This window comes from Salinicoccus cyprini, assembly GCF_007713705.1.
Lineage (GTDB): Bacteria > Bacillota > Bacilli > Staphylococcales > Salinicoccaceae > Salinicoccus > Salinicoccus cyprini.
In genome coordinates this window covers 480,191-493,772 of record NZ_VMSJ01000001.1, presented here as the reverse complement: position 1 = coordinate 493,772, position 13,582 = coordinate 480,191, and the positions used below count along the sequence as shown (strand labels likewise).

Annotated in this window: 11 protein-coding genes; 3 read left to right on the top strand and 8 right to left on the bottom strand. The window is 49.3% G+C overall.

The features are described 5' to 3' along the window. Positions 1-9: 9 nt before the first annotated feature. Positions 10-204: a DNA-directed RNA polymerase subunit omega gene (rpoZ, locus tag FO441_RS02380; protein WP_145285243.1), complete on the bottom strand. Its 195-nt coding sequence runs from the start codon at positions 202-204 to the stop codon at positions 10-12. After that, positions 204-827: a guanylate kinase gene (gene gmk / locus FO441_RS02375; protein ID WP_145285240.1), complete on the bottom strand. Its 624-nt coding sequence runs from the start codon at positions 825-827 to the stop codon at positions 204-206. The genes rpoZ and gmk overlap by 1 nt, the downstream gene beginning before the upstream one ends. 140 nt (positions 828-967) lie before the next feature. On the opposite strand from gmk, the gene FO441_RS02370 reads away from it, so the two are divergent. Then, entirely contained in the window at positions 968-2,671 is a 1,704-nt protein-coding gene (locus FO441_RS02370; protein WP_145285237.1) for an Rqc2 family fibronectin-binding protein, read from the top strand. Positions 2,672-2,710: 39 nt separating this feature from the next. Here FO441_RS02370 and glgA read toward each other — a convergent pair whose 3' ends face one another. The 4 genes from glgA to glgB are packed head-to-tail and all read right to left on the bottom strand — an operon-like array spanning position 2,711 to position 8,324. After that, the gene (gene glgA, locus FO441_RS02365) at positions 2,711-4,117 is read right to left on the bottom strand and encodes a glycogen synthase GlgA (RefSeq protein ID WP_145285235.1); all 1,407 of its coding nucleotides are present in this window, start codon (positions 4,115-4,117) and stop codon (positions 2,711-2,713) included. A 26-nt stretch (positions 4,118-4,143) separates the two neighbouring features. Next, a complete protein-coding gene (gene glgD, locus FO441_RS02360) occupies positions 4,144-5,247 on the bottom strand; it encodes a glucose-1-phosphate adenylyltransferase subunit GlgD (protein WP_145285232.1) in 1,104 nt (367 codons plus the stop codon). Continuing rightward, positions 5,240-6,397 (bottom strand): glucose-1-phosphate adenylyltransferase, encoded by a 1,158-nt coding sequence (locus FO441_RS02355; protein WP_222927799.1) that lies wholly within the window; start codon positions 6,395-6,397, stop codon positions 5,240-5,242. The genes glgD and FO441_RS02355 overlap by 8 nt, the downstream gene beginning before the upstream one ends. Further along, the gene (gene glgB, locus FO441_RS02350) at positions 6,390-8,324 is read right to left on the bottom strand and encodes a 1,4-alpha-glucan branching protein GlgB (protein ID WP_145285227.1); all 1,935 of its coding nucleotides are present in this window, start codon (positions 8,322-8,324) and stop codon (positions 6,390-6,392) included. The genes FO441_RS02355 and glgB overlap by 8 nt, the downstream gene beginning before the upstream one ends. A gap of 158 nt (positions 8,325-8,482) precedes the next feature. On the opposite strand from glgB, the gene pulA reads away from it, so the two are divergent. Together pulA and FO441_RS02340 are read left to right on the top strand one after the other, a co-directional pair. Next, a complete protein-coding gene (gene pulA / locus FO441_RS02345) occupies positions 8,483-10,552 on the top strand; it encodes a type I pullulanase (RefSeq protein WP_145285225.1) in 2,070 nt (689 codons plus the stop codon). Positions 10,553-10,575: 23 nt separating this feature from the next. Next, positions 10,576-12,219, top strand: a complete 1,644-nt coding sequence (locus FO441_RS02340) for a phospho-sugar mutase (protein WP_145285222.1) — start codon at positions 10,576-10,578, stop codon at positions 12,217-12,219. 42 nt (positions 12,220-12,261) lie between these two features. On the opposite strand, the gene pyrE is transcribed toward FO441_RS02340, so the two are convergent. Beyond that, positions 12,262-12,876 (bottom strand): orotate phosphoribosyltransferase, encoded by a 615-nt coding sequence (pyrE, locus tag FO441_RS02335; protein ID WP_145285219.1) that lies wholly within the window; start codon positions 12,874-12,876, stop codon positions 12,262-12,264. Beyond that, the gene (gene pyrF, locus FO441_RS02330) at positions 12,877-13,578 is read right to left on the bottom strand and encodes an orotidine-5'-phosphate decarboxylase (protein WP_145287299.1); all 702 of its coding nucleotides are present in this window, start codon (positions 13,576-13,578) and stop codon (positions 12,877-12,879) included. Positions 13,579-13,582 lie beyond the last annotated feature (4 nt).

Here is a 13,582-nt window from a genome sequence, read left to right as displayed (position 1 = left end):
ATTTGTCAGCTAGTGTTTTTCCTTAACTTTGTTCAGGGCGATCTCTTCAAGTGCCCGGCTTACCGTCTTCAGTGTTTCATAGTCATCCATCGCAAGATCCTCCGGGTGGTCCTGCAGCTGGCGTGCACGCTTGGCCGCCATGGTCACCATGAGATATTTGGAGTCGACGTTCTTTTTCAATTCATGAATCGCTGGGTATAGCATTATTGATTAACCTCCAGTAGCATTTTTCTTAATTTGGATTCAACACGTGCCCGCTTCATGTGGGAAGCTTCAACGATGCACTGCACCCGCTGCCGCGCATGATCCACATCATCGTTGATTACAACGTAGTCATACAGGTTCATCAGTCTGAGTTCACGCTTGGCCTCATCTATACGGTGCCTGATGATTTCCGGAGAGTCGGTGCCACGATTGACCAGCCTCTCTTCAAGCTGGGTAAGATCAGGCGGTGCCAGGAAAATGAACAGTGCTTCAGGAAACTTCTCCCTGACCTGCTTCGCACCTTCCACTTCGATCTCAAGAAAGACATCATGGCCGGAAGCCATCGTCTGGTCCACGTAATCGACCGGGGTACCATAATAGTTGCCTACATATTGAGCATACTCGATAAATTTATCCTGCTCGATCAGTGCTTCAAACTCCTCCTTGGATTTGAAGAAGTAATCCACGCCATCCACTTCACCTGCGCGCTTTTGTCTCGTCGTCATGGAGATTGAGTATTTGAAATCCGTATCCGGATGGTCGAAAATCGCCTTTCTGACAGTCCCTTTGCCTACGCCGGATGGACCGGACAGAACAATCAGCAGTCCCTTGTCTGAAGTCATAACACGTTACCTTTCTATTTGTAATTATCTCTTAATGTACCATATCCGAAAGAAAAATTCATCATTAAATCGCTGGCGTGAACAAAGACATCGGGTTTCATGTTAAAATACTGGGTAGTCTAAACTAGGAGGACGAAACCATGGCATTCGACGGCAACTTTGTCCATGCACTTCTTTCGGAACTGGAAGTGCTCCGCCGGGGCAAGATCAATAGAATACAGCAGATCGATGAAACATCGTTGATTTTCAAGGTGCGTTCTGCAGGCAGCAACCACCATCTGCTCATCAGTGCACACCCGATGTATGCGCGTTTTCATCTGACCGGCCAGAAGTATGAGTTCCCCTTCGAGCCGCCAATGTTCCTTCGTGTTGCAAGAAAGCACCTCGAAGGCGGCATCATCCAGGAGATCCGGCAGCTTGGAAATGACCGGAGGGTGGAAATCCATATCCAGTCAAGGAATGAGATCGGTGATGAGATCAGAAGGATACTGATTCTTGAAATCATGGGGCGCCATTCCAATATCATCATCACCGACCAGGATTATAGAATACTTGACGGCATCAAGCACCTGACCCCGAACAACAACAGCCGGACGATCATGCCGGGAGTCGGCTATACGGCACCACCGACGGAGCCGAAACTCAATCCGAGAACGGAAGAGATCCGGTCACTGCCCGGGCTGATCGATTTCAACAGCGGCAGGATCAATAGGCAGATCCTTAACAATACGGAAGGCTTCAGTCCGCTCTTCCTCAAGGAAGTCGAACACAACGCCGGCTACTTCACGATAAAGAATATCGTGCCTGCCATACAGCAGACGCTCAGCCAGGCTGAAGATATCAGACCGGTACTCTACAACAGGAATGACAAGGAGATATTCTACTTCACCCCCCTCTCGCATCTTGGTGAGGCGGATGAGACCTACGACTCGCTATCCGGGCTGCTGGATGACTACTATCATGACAGATACAGGAAATCACTCATCAGACAGAAGGCGCAGGACTATCTCCAGCTCATCGAGCGTGAATACGACAAGGTCGCAAGAAAGATGGACAAGCTGAAGGACGATCTCAAAGAAGCCGAAGAGAAGGACAAGTATCAGAAGTATGGCGAACTGCTCACAGCCTATATGCACCAGGTGAAGCCCTATGATGCAGCGCTCGAAGTGATCGACTACTACACGAATGAACCGGTCACAATTCCGCTTGATAAGCACCTTTCTGCAAGTGATAATGCCCAGAAGTACTATAAGCGCTACAGCAAGCTGAAAGCGCGGGAAAACAGTGCGGGCATCCAGCTCGATCGCGCCCGGGAGGATATGGAGTACCTATCCAATCTGCTCCACCAGATGGACAGCATCACAACGGAAGAGGAAGTCGATGAAATACGTGAGGAGCTCATCGAGCAGGGCATCATCAAGAATAACCGCAAGCAGTCCAAAAAGAAGAAGCAGAAAATACAGCTCCACGCCTACACGACATCAAACGGCCTTGACGTACTTGTCGGCAAGAACAACAAGCAGAACGACTACCTGACGACAAGAAAGGCACAGAACAACCATCTATGGTTCCATACGAAAGACCTCCCGGGATCCCACGTCGTCATTACGCGCCCTGCTGCTGAAATCAAAGAGCAGGATATACTGGAAGCGGCAATGCTCGCAGCATACCATTCAAAAGCCCAGGATTCCGAATCGGTACCTGTCGACTATACGGAGATCAGACACGTCCACAAGGTCAGCGGCGCGAAGCCCGGATTCGTCACGTACACCGACCAGAAAACGGTCTTTGTCACACCGGACAGGCAGAAAGCCGCAGCTATGGAAAGTGGCAGAACAGATTAAAAAATCATCGTACGGTGGACAACCGTACGATGATTTTTATTATGCGTCATATAGGTTCAGATACTGCTCGGCCGACTTGGCCCAGCTGTAGTCCGACGCTGTCATGTTTTTGCACAGCGCTTCCATATGGGACTTCTGATGGAAGATGTAGAGGCTGTATTTCATCGCGTTGAGCAGTTCGTGGGCATTATAGTTTTCAAATGAAAAGCCATTACCCGTCTGCTCATATTCATTGTATGGAATGACCGTATCCTTCAGTCCACCTGTCTCCCTGACGATCGGTGCCGTCAAGTAGCGGATGGCGATCAGCTGACCGAGACCGCACGGTTCGAACAGGCTCGGCATGATGAAGAAGTCGCTTGAAGCATAGAGTTTCCTCGCGTAGGATTCACTGAATCCGAGCGTGACATGGACCTTGTCCGGGAAGTTGTGGACAAGTGATCTGAAATAGTCCTCATAGGCGGCTTCGCCGGAACCGAGAACAACAAGCTGGACATCTTCAGCCAGAAATTCATGCATGATATGTTCAATCAGATCAATGCCCTTCTGGCCGACAAGTCGAGTGACAATGCTATACAGTGGAATATTCTCATCCACTTTCAGCCCAAGGTCCTGCTGCAGGGCCGTTTTATTTTTGAGCTTGGTCCTGCGTGAGGAGCGGTAGCGGTAGTACAGCGCTTCGTCCCTGACCGGATTATAGTCGGTGACATCAAGACCATTGATGATGCCATGCAGATCTTCCCTGCGGTATTCCAGAACTGATTCCAGACCTTCGCCGAAAAATGGTGTCATGATCTCTTCTGCATATGTTTCTGAAACTGTGGTGATGTCATCGGCATGATGGATGGCTGCCTTCATCATATTGAGCATGCCCTGCCATTCGAAGCCGGCATAGTGCTCCCTCTCAAGATTGAACAGTTCGCTGAACGCGGATTCTTCAATCCAGCCCTGATATTGGATGTTGTGGATCGTATAGACCGTCTTCATGCCAGGGTGCGGACGTTTGATGCTGCCGATCGCCACTGCTGCACCCGTCTGCCAGTCATGGCAGTGAAGTACATCAAAGTGCGCCTCAACCCTGTACATGAACTCGATGATGGCATTGGAGAAATAGACGAAGCGTTCGCCATCATCTATATAGCCGTACAGTCCGTCACGATTGAAATAGTATTCATTGTCGACGAAATAATAGGTGATGCCGCGCGTCTCATACTTCAGAATGCGCGTATACTGGTTACGCCAGCCGACAGGCGTATTGAAGATCATCACTTCCTCCATATCCTGACGGTATTCGGAATGGATGATTTCCTTATAGAGGGGCAGTATGACCGATACCCTCGCCCCTTCCTTTACAAGTGCCTGCGGCAGGCTGCCGATCACATCTGCAAGTCCTCCGGACTTGATGAAAGGCGTACATTCACTTGCAGCAAATAATACATGTTTCATACTGTCACTTCTTTCCCGTATCGTAGTTAGATTGTAGATCGCTTGGCGACGACATATGGCTTCTCTTCGGAGCCCATGAGCTGTCTGCCTTCAGTAATTCGGACATCCTTGTCCAGAATGACATTTTCAAGGTGCGCGCCGGGTTCGATGCAGCAGTTGGCGAAAATGATCGAGTTTTTGACGGTGGCACCTTTGCCGACCCATACATTCCTCGAGAGGACAGAGTTTTCGACTGAGCCTTCCAGTGTAACGCCGTTGGCGACAACCGACTGTCTGGCACTGCTTCCATTCTTATACAGCGTCGGCGGATTCGTGCTTATCTTCGTCTTGACCCTCTTCTGGCCATAGAAGAAGTCACGGTAGCGCGCCTTGTCAAGCAGTTTCATGCTGTTGTTGAAATAGGACTGGACGGAATAGAAGTACAGTGTGTTGCCATCGATGTTATGGAAACCGGTATCGTAGTTTTCAAGCTGTTCACGTATGCCGTGATGGAAGAGATTCTGCTTATAGTTGTCGATACAGAACTGCACGATGTTCTCAAGCACACTTTTTTTGATGATATAGACTCCTGTGTATAGATGACCGTTGCTCTGGTCATGAGTGAATCCTTTCAGATCCTCCCCTTCTGTGATCATTCTGAGCACCGGACTTTCCGGAATATCTCCTGAAACTTCCTCGCCTACAAAAGTGATGTCACGCCCCGATTTTCTATGGGATTCGACCGCTTGGGCATAGTTGTCATTCGAGATGAACTGTGTACCGGAAACGATGACATGATCGGCTTTGGAACGTCTGAGGAGATCCGCATGGTTGTGAAAGTACTTCAAGTCCCCTTGTGAAATATCGGAAGGGTCGTTCCAGTCGGGAGGCAGTACGAATATACGTGTATGCTTGCCTTCAAATCCAAATTCTTCCTTGCGGCTCAAGTGATCCAGAAGGGATCTGAATTTATTGCCTGCAAATACGCCGACGACATTGACGCCGGAGTGTGCCATATTTGTAAGTGTAAAGTCGATCAGGCGGTAGCGGCCCATGAATGGGACCGAACCGCTGCTCCTGAAGTAGGTCAGTTCATCCAGATAATCCTGTTCCGGCTCGAGGTTGATGATTCCAAGCAGTTCATTATTCATTTTGACTGCCTCCTTCTGAGATATAGTCGTTCAAGTTATTCGGGCTGATGACAATGGGGTCATCATCCGATGCGATGATGCTGGCACCATCAGGTATTTCCACTTCCGCCATGACGATGACGCGCTCAAGTGTTACATTGCTGCCCACAACAACGTCCGGGAAGATGATGGAATCCCTGATCTTGGTGCCTTCCTTGGTCTCCACACCGACGAACAGGACGGAATTGTCGATTGACCCTTCTATGAATGCTCCCGGGGATATGAGTGAATTGTTGATTTCCGCAGTTTCACCGATATATTCAGGCGGACGGTTCTCCTCATTCGGATAGGTAGGCCACTCCTGGGACATGAGCAGTGTCTGCAGATCCTCTTTCAGAAGATCCATATTAGCTTCCCAGTAGCTCTGGATGGTACCGACATCCTTCCAGTAGCCATCAAACCTGTAGGCATACAGCCGCTTATCATCTGCCAGAAGTTTCGGGATGATATCCTTGCCGAAGTCGTGGTCACTTTCTTCATCCTTCTCATCTTCCAGAAGGTAGGGTCTGATCTGACGCCAGTTGAAGATATAGACACCCATCGAAGCCAGATTATTTTTAGGGCGCTCGGGCTTCTCATCAAATTCATAGATGCTGAAATCCTCGTTCGTATTAAGTATACCGAAGCGGTTTGCATCTTCATAAGGCACTTCGATAGCGGAAATCGTCGCATCGGCATTATTTTTACGGTGGAAATCAAGCATCTTCGTGTAGTCCATCTGGTAGATGTGATCGCCACTCAATATGATCAGTTCATCCGGATCATACTGCTCTACGAAGTGCAGGTTCTTGACGATCGCATCTGCTGTCCCGCTGAACCATGCGCTGCCCTCCCGGCTGGAATAGGGTGATAGTACGCTGACACCGCCATACTGGCGATCGAGCCCCCACGGTTTCCCGATACCGATGTGCTTGTTCAGAACAAGGGGAGAATACTGCACGAGCAGGCCGACAGTCGATATGCCGGAGTTGGCAAGATTGCTCATTGTAAAATCGATGATCCTGTACTTTCCTCCGAACGGTACCGCCGGTTTTGCCAGGTCTTTTGTCAGTTCTCCAAGACGGGTACCCTGTCCGCCTGCCAATAACATTGCTACTGTTTTGTTAGTCATATTTCTTCCTCCCATTTTTGTTATCTTCCAAATCGAATACTTGGAATGCCAACGGTGCCACACTGATCTGGATATACTGTGACTCCCTGATATAGCCTTCATCAGTGGTGAAATGGCGTCCACTGCTGACTACACCGGAACCGGAGTAGTCTTCGCTGTCACTATTGAATATTTCACGATAGACGCCCGGTTCCGGCACAGGGATTTTGAAATCATGATACACTTCCGGACGATAGTTGAAGACGCAGACCTTGAAGGAATCTCCGGATTTTCGCGCGTAGCTCAGTATTGAATGGCTGCTGTCGTCAACGAGCAGCCACCTGAATCCTTCGGGCTGGTAGTCGGAGCGATGGAACTCCGGATATTCCTGATAAAGCCGGTTCAGATCCGCTACATACCTTTTAAGATCGTAATGCAACGGATAGTCGAGCAGATGCCAATCCAGCTGCTCCTTGTCTTTCCATTCATGGTACATTCCGAATTCCTGGCCCATGAACAGCAGCTGCTTGCCTGGTTCACTCATCTGGTTGCCATAGAGCAGCCTTGTCTGGGCGAACTGCTGCCACTGGTCGCCGGCCATCTTATCCACAATGGATTTCTTGCCATGGACCACTTCATCATGCGATAGCGGCAGCAGATAGTTTTCATTGTACTTGTAGGCCATCGAGAATGTGAGCTTGTTGTGATTATATTCCCGTGTGTGAAATTCCTCTTCCATGAAATCCAGCCGGTCATGCATCCAGCCGAGATCCCACTTGAAGTTGAAGCCGAGTCCGCCGGTATGGACGGGACTGGTCACCATCGGTGTGTCGGATGAATCTTCAGCCATCATGAGGAGTGTTTCATCATATTCAAAAGCGACAGTATTCAATTTTTTCAATAGTTCAATACCCGCAATGTTATCTTCTGTACCCTCTTCGTTGAAAATTTTTCTATTTTCATCGCGCTTTTCAAAATTGAGGTCGATCATGCTGTGCACCGCATCGATTCTAAGCCCATCTATATGGAACTCCCTGATCCAGTACATCGCTGCCGAAATGAGAAAGGATTGCACTTCGGGCCGGGCATAGTCGAATGTCAGTGTGCCCCACTCCCGCTTCTCTGCAATTTCCTCATCCGGATGCTCATAAGTCGGAGTACCGTCGAACAGACGCAGCCCATGCGCATCCTTGCAGAAGTGCGCCGGTACAAAGTCCATGATGACCCCGATATTAGCATTGTGCAGTTTGTTGATGAGGTCTTTCAGCTCCTCGGGCCGGCCGTAGCGGCTTGTTGCAGAGAAATAACCGGTGACCTGATAGCCCCATGACAGATCGAATGGATGCTCGGTCAGAGGCAGGAACTCCACATGTGTATATCCCATCTCCTTCAAGTATGGAATCAAGGCATCTGCCACTTCCCTGTAGCTGTAGTGCGCCTCATCCGTAATTTCATCTACTGTCTTGTTTTCAGTATTCCCGACCGGGTGCTTCATCCATGTGCCGAGGTGCATCTCATATATGCTGATCGGCGATTCATAGACATTGAGCCTTCTGCGCCTATCCATCCATTCGGAATCTGTAAACTTGAAATCGTCCTCATGGATGATGCTTGCTGTCGCGGGCCGCTTTTCATGATAGAAACCATATGGATCCGATTTGAGATGATAAGTATCTCCAAAATATATTTTATACTTGTATCTGTCGCCGGCCTGCAGCCGAGGGGTAGTCAATATCCACAGCCCCTGGTCGCCCAGTCTTTCAAAATCGAATCCTTCTCCTGTGTAGTCGTTCACGTCACAGGCCAGCTGTACATGTTTCGCATTCGGTGCCCATGTTATAAATCTGACTTCATCTCCATGTATATGAGCGCCTAAAAAATCATATGCTGTGTAATGGGTGCCCTGATGAAATAGATATTTATCCATTTCCAAGTTTTCTCCACTCAAAATTTTTCCCCCTTTACGTTATACTGATGACATACCCTTAAATCAATTCTACAATTCAAAAAATCAGATGTATAAAAAAGTTATAATAATCTGAATATATTTCCTTGAATTCATTTTATATGTAAGTAACATTTACTTCAAGCAAACGGAGGCTATTTATGATTGATGCATACCTAGATGCACCATATCAGATCACGATACTGAGCAATGATGCACAGCATATACAGAAAAAAGATCTATCAGTCATCCAGAATGATGATGCGCTGCCGATCAGCACCATTGAAAAATATGAAGGCTATCTGACGGTGTGGCTCACCCGGCCTGTCAGTCTCGACTATTTCACCTGCATCCAATATGATAGCAGAATGTACCCTCTCATGATGGGGCGCTACCCTATGTCCATCGAATTCGATCTGGATTATGCAACGGAACAGCAGATGGGTGCAAGCTACGAACGGTCTCGTACAATCTTCAGAGTGTTTGCACCAACAGTCATCGAATGCCGTCTGATTCTGGATGGGGAGCCTCACCAGATGGAAAAGATCGATGGCTATTTCGAAAAGACCATCAACAAGGACTGTCATGGTAGATACTATCACTATGAAGCCAGTCATAATCATGTGACGCATAACATCATCGACCCCTATATCAAAGCGGTATCCGCCAATGCCAAGGAAGCCATGGTCGTCGACTTCGAGCGCCTGATGCCCGGGTTTGGCAACCATCCTGTCCCGGATATTCCGAATGATTCCGCCATCATCTATGAAACACATGTCAGGGACGTCACATCCCATCCGAACAGTGGCGTAAGGAAAGAGTGGCGCGGACTCTACCTCGGCATGACCCAGTCGACCACCACCAAGCATCGGCTGACAAGCGGACTCACCTATATGAAGGAACTCGGGGTGACGCATGTCGAGCTGATGCCGGTGAACGACTTTGCCACTGTAGATGAACTCAACCGCGAAACGAAATACAACTGGGGATACGACCCCCATTTCTTCATGGTACCGGAAGGCAGCTACGCGACAGATCCGAGCGATCCCATCAGCCGGATCATCGAGCTGCAGACACTGGTGCGGACACTGCACGAAAATGGGATGAAGGTCATACTGGATGTCGTCTTCAACCACGTCTATCAGATTGAGGAATCCAGTTTCGAGAAGCTGGTGCCTGGATACTACTTCAGGCATAATGCCGACCTGTCGCTGTCGAACGGCACCGGCGTGGGCAACGATTTCGCCACCGAGAAGCTGATGGCACGCCGGTTCATTACAGATACCACCGCCTTCTGGCTCGACCACTACCGCATCGACGGCTACCGTTTCGACCTGATGGGCGCGCTCGATATCGAAACGATGCAGGGAATCGAAGCCATTGTGGAAAAGCAGGACCGTGATATATTTCTTCTTGGTGAAGGATGGGACCTCCCTACCGCACTCGAATACAATAAGAAGACGCTCCCGGAACACAGCTACCGCGTTCCATCGGTTCATTTCTTCAATGACCACTACAGGGATGCACTCAAAGGAAGTAATTTTGAACTCAGTGAAAAAGGGTATGTGAATGGTGACGGCCAGGGAATTGATACAATCAGGGATCTGTATATGGGCTACCAGCGCCCTTTCACTGCCCAGATGAGCATCAACTATGTCGAGGTTCACGACAACCATACGCTGTACGACCGTCTGAGGTACTCTTCCGGAAAACGTCAGTATATACTGGAGAGCCAGCATCAGATTGCGACAGCACTCGTACTGCTTTCTTTCGGCACACCATTCCTCCACGCAGGGCAGGAGTTCTTCCGGACAAAGTACGGTCATGGCAATACGTACAACCTGAGCGATCTGCTCAACCGTATGGACTGGAACAGGCGCGCAAAGTACCAGGATAATATCGAATTCGTCAAATCGCTGATCCGCTTCAGGAAGAAGGAGGATGTTTTCAGGCTGAAAGACAGGGAAAGTATTGGCAGAGCACTGTCATTCATGACTTTCAGCAATCTGCCGAACGGCTTTGGTGTACGCATCTCATACGAGGGCAGCGAGTTCATGATCATCATCAATCCGACCGAGAAATCCATGGAACTCGATTTTGATGCATCGGACAGTTATGAGATTGAGTTATCGAACCAGCGGAATTATGATAAGGGTGTATATAATCGCAGTTTCTACATCAAGGGCTATGAAGTGGCAATATTGAGAAAAGCATCAGACAGCAAACAATAAGAATATCAGGAGTGTGATCATCAATGGATAGGAAACAGTGGGAAGATAACATCGAAGGCAGTTTCATTACAGCAGAAGCCTATGATGCATTATCCGAAGAGGAGAAGGAGGATGCCTACCGAGGTACGCTGTCATTCGGTACAGCAGGAATCAGAGGGAAGATCGGTCTTGGGCCGAACCGGCTCAACCGCTACAATGTGGAAAAGGTCGCACTTGGCCTTGCGCATGCACTCGAGGGAAAAGAGGAGCCGCTTGTTGTCATCGGATATGATACACGGCACTTCTCTCCTGAATTTGCAGAGACGATGACAAGCGTTCTCGTCAATAACGATGTGTCTGTCCGCCTGTCGGAACGATACATCTCGACACCTGAACTCTCCTTCCATGTCAGGGAGCACGGTGCAGACTTCGGCGTCATGATTACAGCAAGCCATAACCCGCCGGAATATAACGGTATTAAAGTGTATGGTCCGGACGGTGCACAGCTGATCGATGCCCCAGCTGCCGAATTGAGTGAGAAGATCAACGCAATCGAAGATATATTCAATATCGACAGCACACCATTCGATGAAGCGCTTGATTCCGGCAAAGCCCAATACATCGAGGCTGAAATGGAAGAGAGCTACAGGAAGCGCATTACGGCATTCATTCCTGAAATACCAAGTTCCGATCTGAAAGTCGTCTTCTCCAGCCTGCATGGTACAAGTGTACCGATTGTTCCCGAGATGCTCGATACCCTCGGTTTCAGCAGCTGTACCCTTGTCGAAGACCAGTGTGAGCCGGATGGCGACTTCCCTTCCATCAAGTCGCCGAACCCGGAAAGTGTCGAGGCATTCGAGGAATCAAGGAAACTTGGTACCGACATCGGCGCGGATGTACTGATTGCAACAGACCCGGACGCTGACAGGATCGGTCTGCAGGTGCTGCATGAAGGGGAATACATCCATCTGAACGGCAACCAGCTCGGCGTACTGCTGCTGGATCATCGTCTGAAGAAGCATGAAGGCAGTACACCCGTCGTCATCAAATCCATCGTAACGAGTGATCTCGGGCGCAAGATTGCCGAAGACAGAGGCGCACAAATGATCGAGGTGCTGACCGGTTTCAAATATATCGGTGAGCAGATCAAGAACCTTGAAGATGATCAGGAGCATCAGTTCATTCTCGGTTACGAAGAAAGCTATGGCTACCTGCTCGAACCATTCGTCCGCGACAAGGATGCCATCCAGATTGTCCCATACATCATATCAATGGCAAGCGAACTGAAGAATGATGGGAAAACGCTGGTGGATGCCCTCGAGGCCATCTACGAAAAGTATGGACGCCGGATGGAAGTTCTGTACAGCCACACATTCGAAGGGGCAAGCGGCAAGGAGAAGATCGAAGACATCATGACCGGATTCCGCAATGACACGCCGGACGAAATAGAAGGCCGCAAGGTCATCATGACCGAGGACTTTAAGACGCAGGAAAGATCATATAGTGATGGCAATACGGAATCCATCGATCTGCCCGAGGCAAATGTCATCAAGATCCACTTCGAAGATGGCTGGATTGCCCTCCGCCCTTCCGGTACAGAACCGAAGATCAAACTGTATGTATCGCTCGACAGCGAGGACATCGAAGCCGAAGCAAAATCGATCAATGAAATGATATTTGAAGGCTAGAACAAAAAGATCGGAATGGATATGTATCCATTCCGATCTTTTTTATTTGGACAAATCTTCCCTGAATCGGAGAACCGTGTCCTTTTGTGCTTCCGTAATCACACCGCGGCTGATGCTGACGTCTATCAGAGTATCCAGATCACTCAGTGCATGGAATGTGAGATCCACCCTTTCGAATGCCTGTGCCGCTGACGGGATGCCGTATGTAAAGATGGCGATGACAGTCAGCAGGTCGGCCCCACTTTCCTTCAGTGCTTCTGCCGCTTCAAGACAGGAGCCGCCGGTTGAAATAAGATCCTCAATGAGGACGACCTTCCTGCCCGCTACAGCGGCACCTTCTATCTGGTTGCCCTTGCCATGCTTCTTTTTGCTGCCGCGTACATAGCACATCGGCAGTCCGAGTTTTTCGCTGATGTAGGCTGCATGGGGGATGCCTGCAGTGGATGTTCCTGCAATCACCTCCACGTCCGGTGCCTGTGCTCTGATCTGCTCGGCGAATGCATCGGCAATTTCATTTCTCGCCTCGACATCGCCGATGATTTTCCGGTTGTCGCAGTAGATCGGGGACTGGATGCCGCTTGCCCATGTAAATGGTGCGTCCGGGCTCAGTTCCACCGCATTGATGTTCAAGAGTATTTCCGCTACACGTTGTTTCAACTATTCTTCCCCGCTTTCCCATTCTTCTTTTACTCTTCTGTACTGGGCGGCCGGATCACTGGCTTTTGTAATGGATCGGCCAACAACAATATGGTCGCTGCCAAGGGCGTTTGCCCCAGCAGGTGTAACCACCCTCACCTGGTCATCCTTCGAATCTTCATTCAGACGGATGCCCGGTGTTACAGTAAGGAAATCATCGCCACAATGTTCATGTATCAATTGAGACTCGAGTGGGGATGAGACGACGCCATCAAGACCCGAATTTTTGGCAAGCTGCGCATAATGAATAACACTTTCATCCAGAGTGAGTATGGATTTCTGTTCCTGCTGCATCATTTCCTCACTCGTCGACGTCAGCTGCGTCACGGCAATCAGTACGCCATCCGGGTTATGATCCTTGAAGGATTCCGCAGCACGTTTCATCATGGAGACGCCGCCCTGCGCATGGACATTCGTCATCTGCACATCAAGTGCCCCGAGTCCGGCCATCGCCTTGCCGACAGTATTCGGGATATCATGCAGCTTAAGATCGAGGAAGATGTCATGCCCCATCGCTCTGATTTCCCTGATGACCGCAGGTCCATTCTGAAGATAGAGCTCCATGCCGACCTTCACGAAAAGGGCTTCGTCAAACTTTCCAAGGAATTCTCCCACTTCTGTCATGGTACTGAAATCGAGTGCAATTATCGGTCTGTTCATAATATCC

Excerpts from the sequence above, each read along its gene's own strand:
- rpoZ (WP_145285243.1), bottom strand. The coding sequence starts at position 204 with ATGCTATACCCAGCGATTCATGAATTGAAAAAGAACGTCGACTCCAAA.
- gmk (WP_145285240.1), bottom strand. The coding sequence starts at position 827 with ATGACTTCAGACAAGGGACTGCTGATTGTTCTGTCCGGTCCATCCGGC.
- FO441_RS02370 (WP_145285237.1), top strand. The coding sequence starts at position 968 with ATGGCATTCGACGGCAACTTTGTCCATGCACTTCTTTCGGAACTGGAA.
- glgA (WP_145285235.1), bottom strand. The coding sequence starts at position 4,117 with ATGAAACATGTATTATTTGCTGCAAGTGAATGTACGCCTTTCATCAAG.
- glgD (WP_145285232.1), bottom strand. The coding sequence starts at position 5,247 with ATGAATAATGAACTGCTTGGAATCATCAACCTCGAGCCGGAACAGGAT.
- FO441_RS02355 (WP_222927799.1), bottom strand. The coding sequence starts at position 6,397 with ATGACTAACAAAACAGTAGCAATGTTATTGGCAGGCGGACAGGGTACC.
- pulA (WP_145285225.1), top strand. The coding sequence starts at position 8,483 with ATGATTGATGCATACCTAGATGCACCATATCAGATCACGATACTGAGC.
- FO441_RS02340 (WP_145285222.1), top strand. The coding sequence starts at position 10,576 with ATGGATAGGAAACAGTGGGAAGATAACATCGAAGGCAGTTTCATTACA.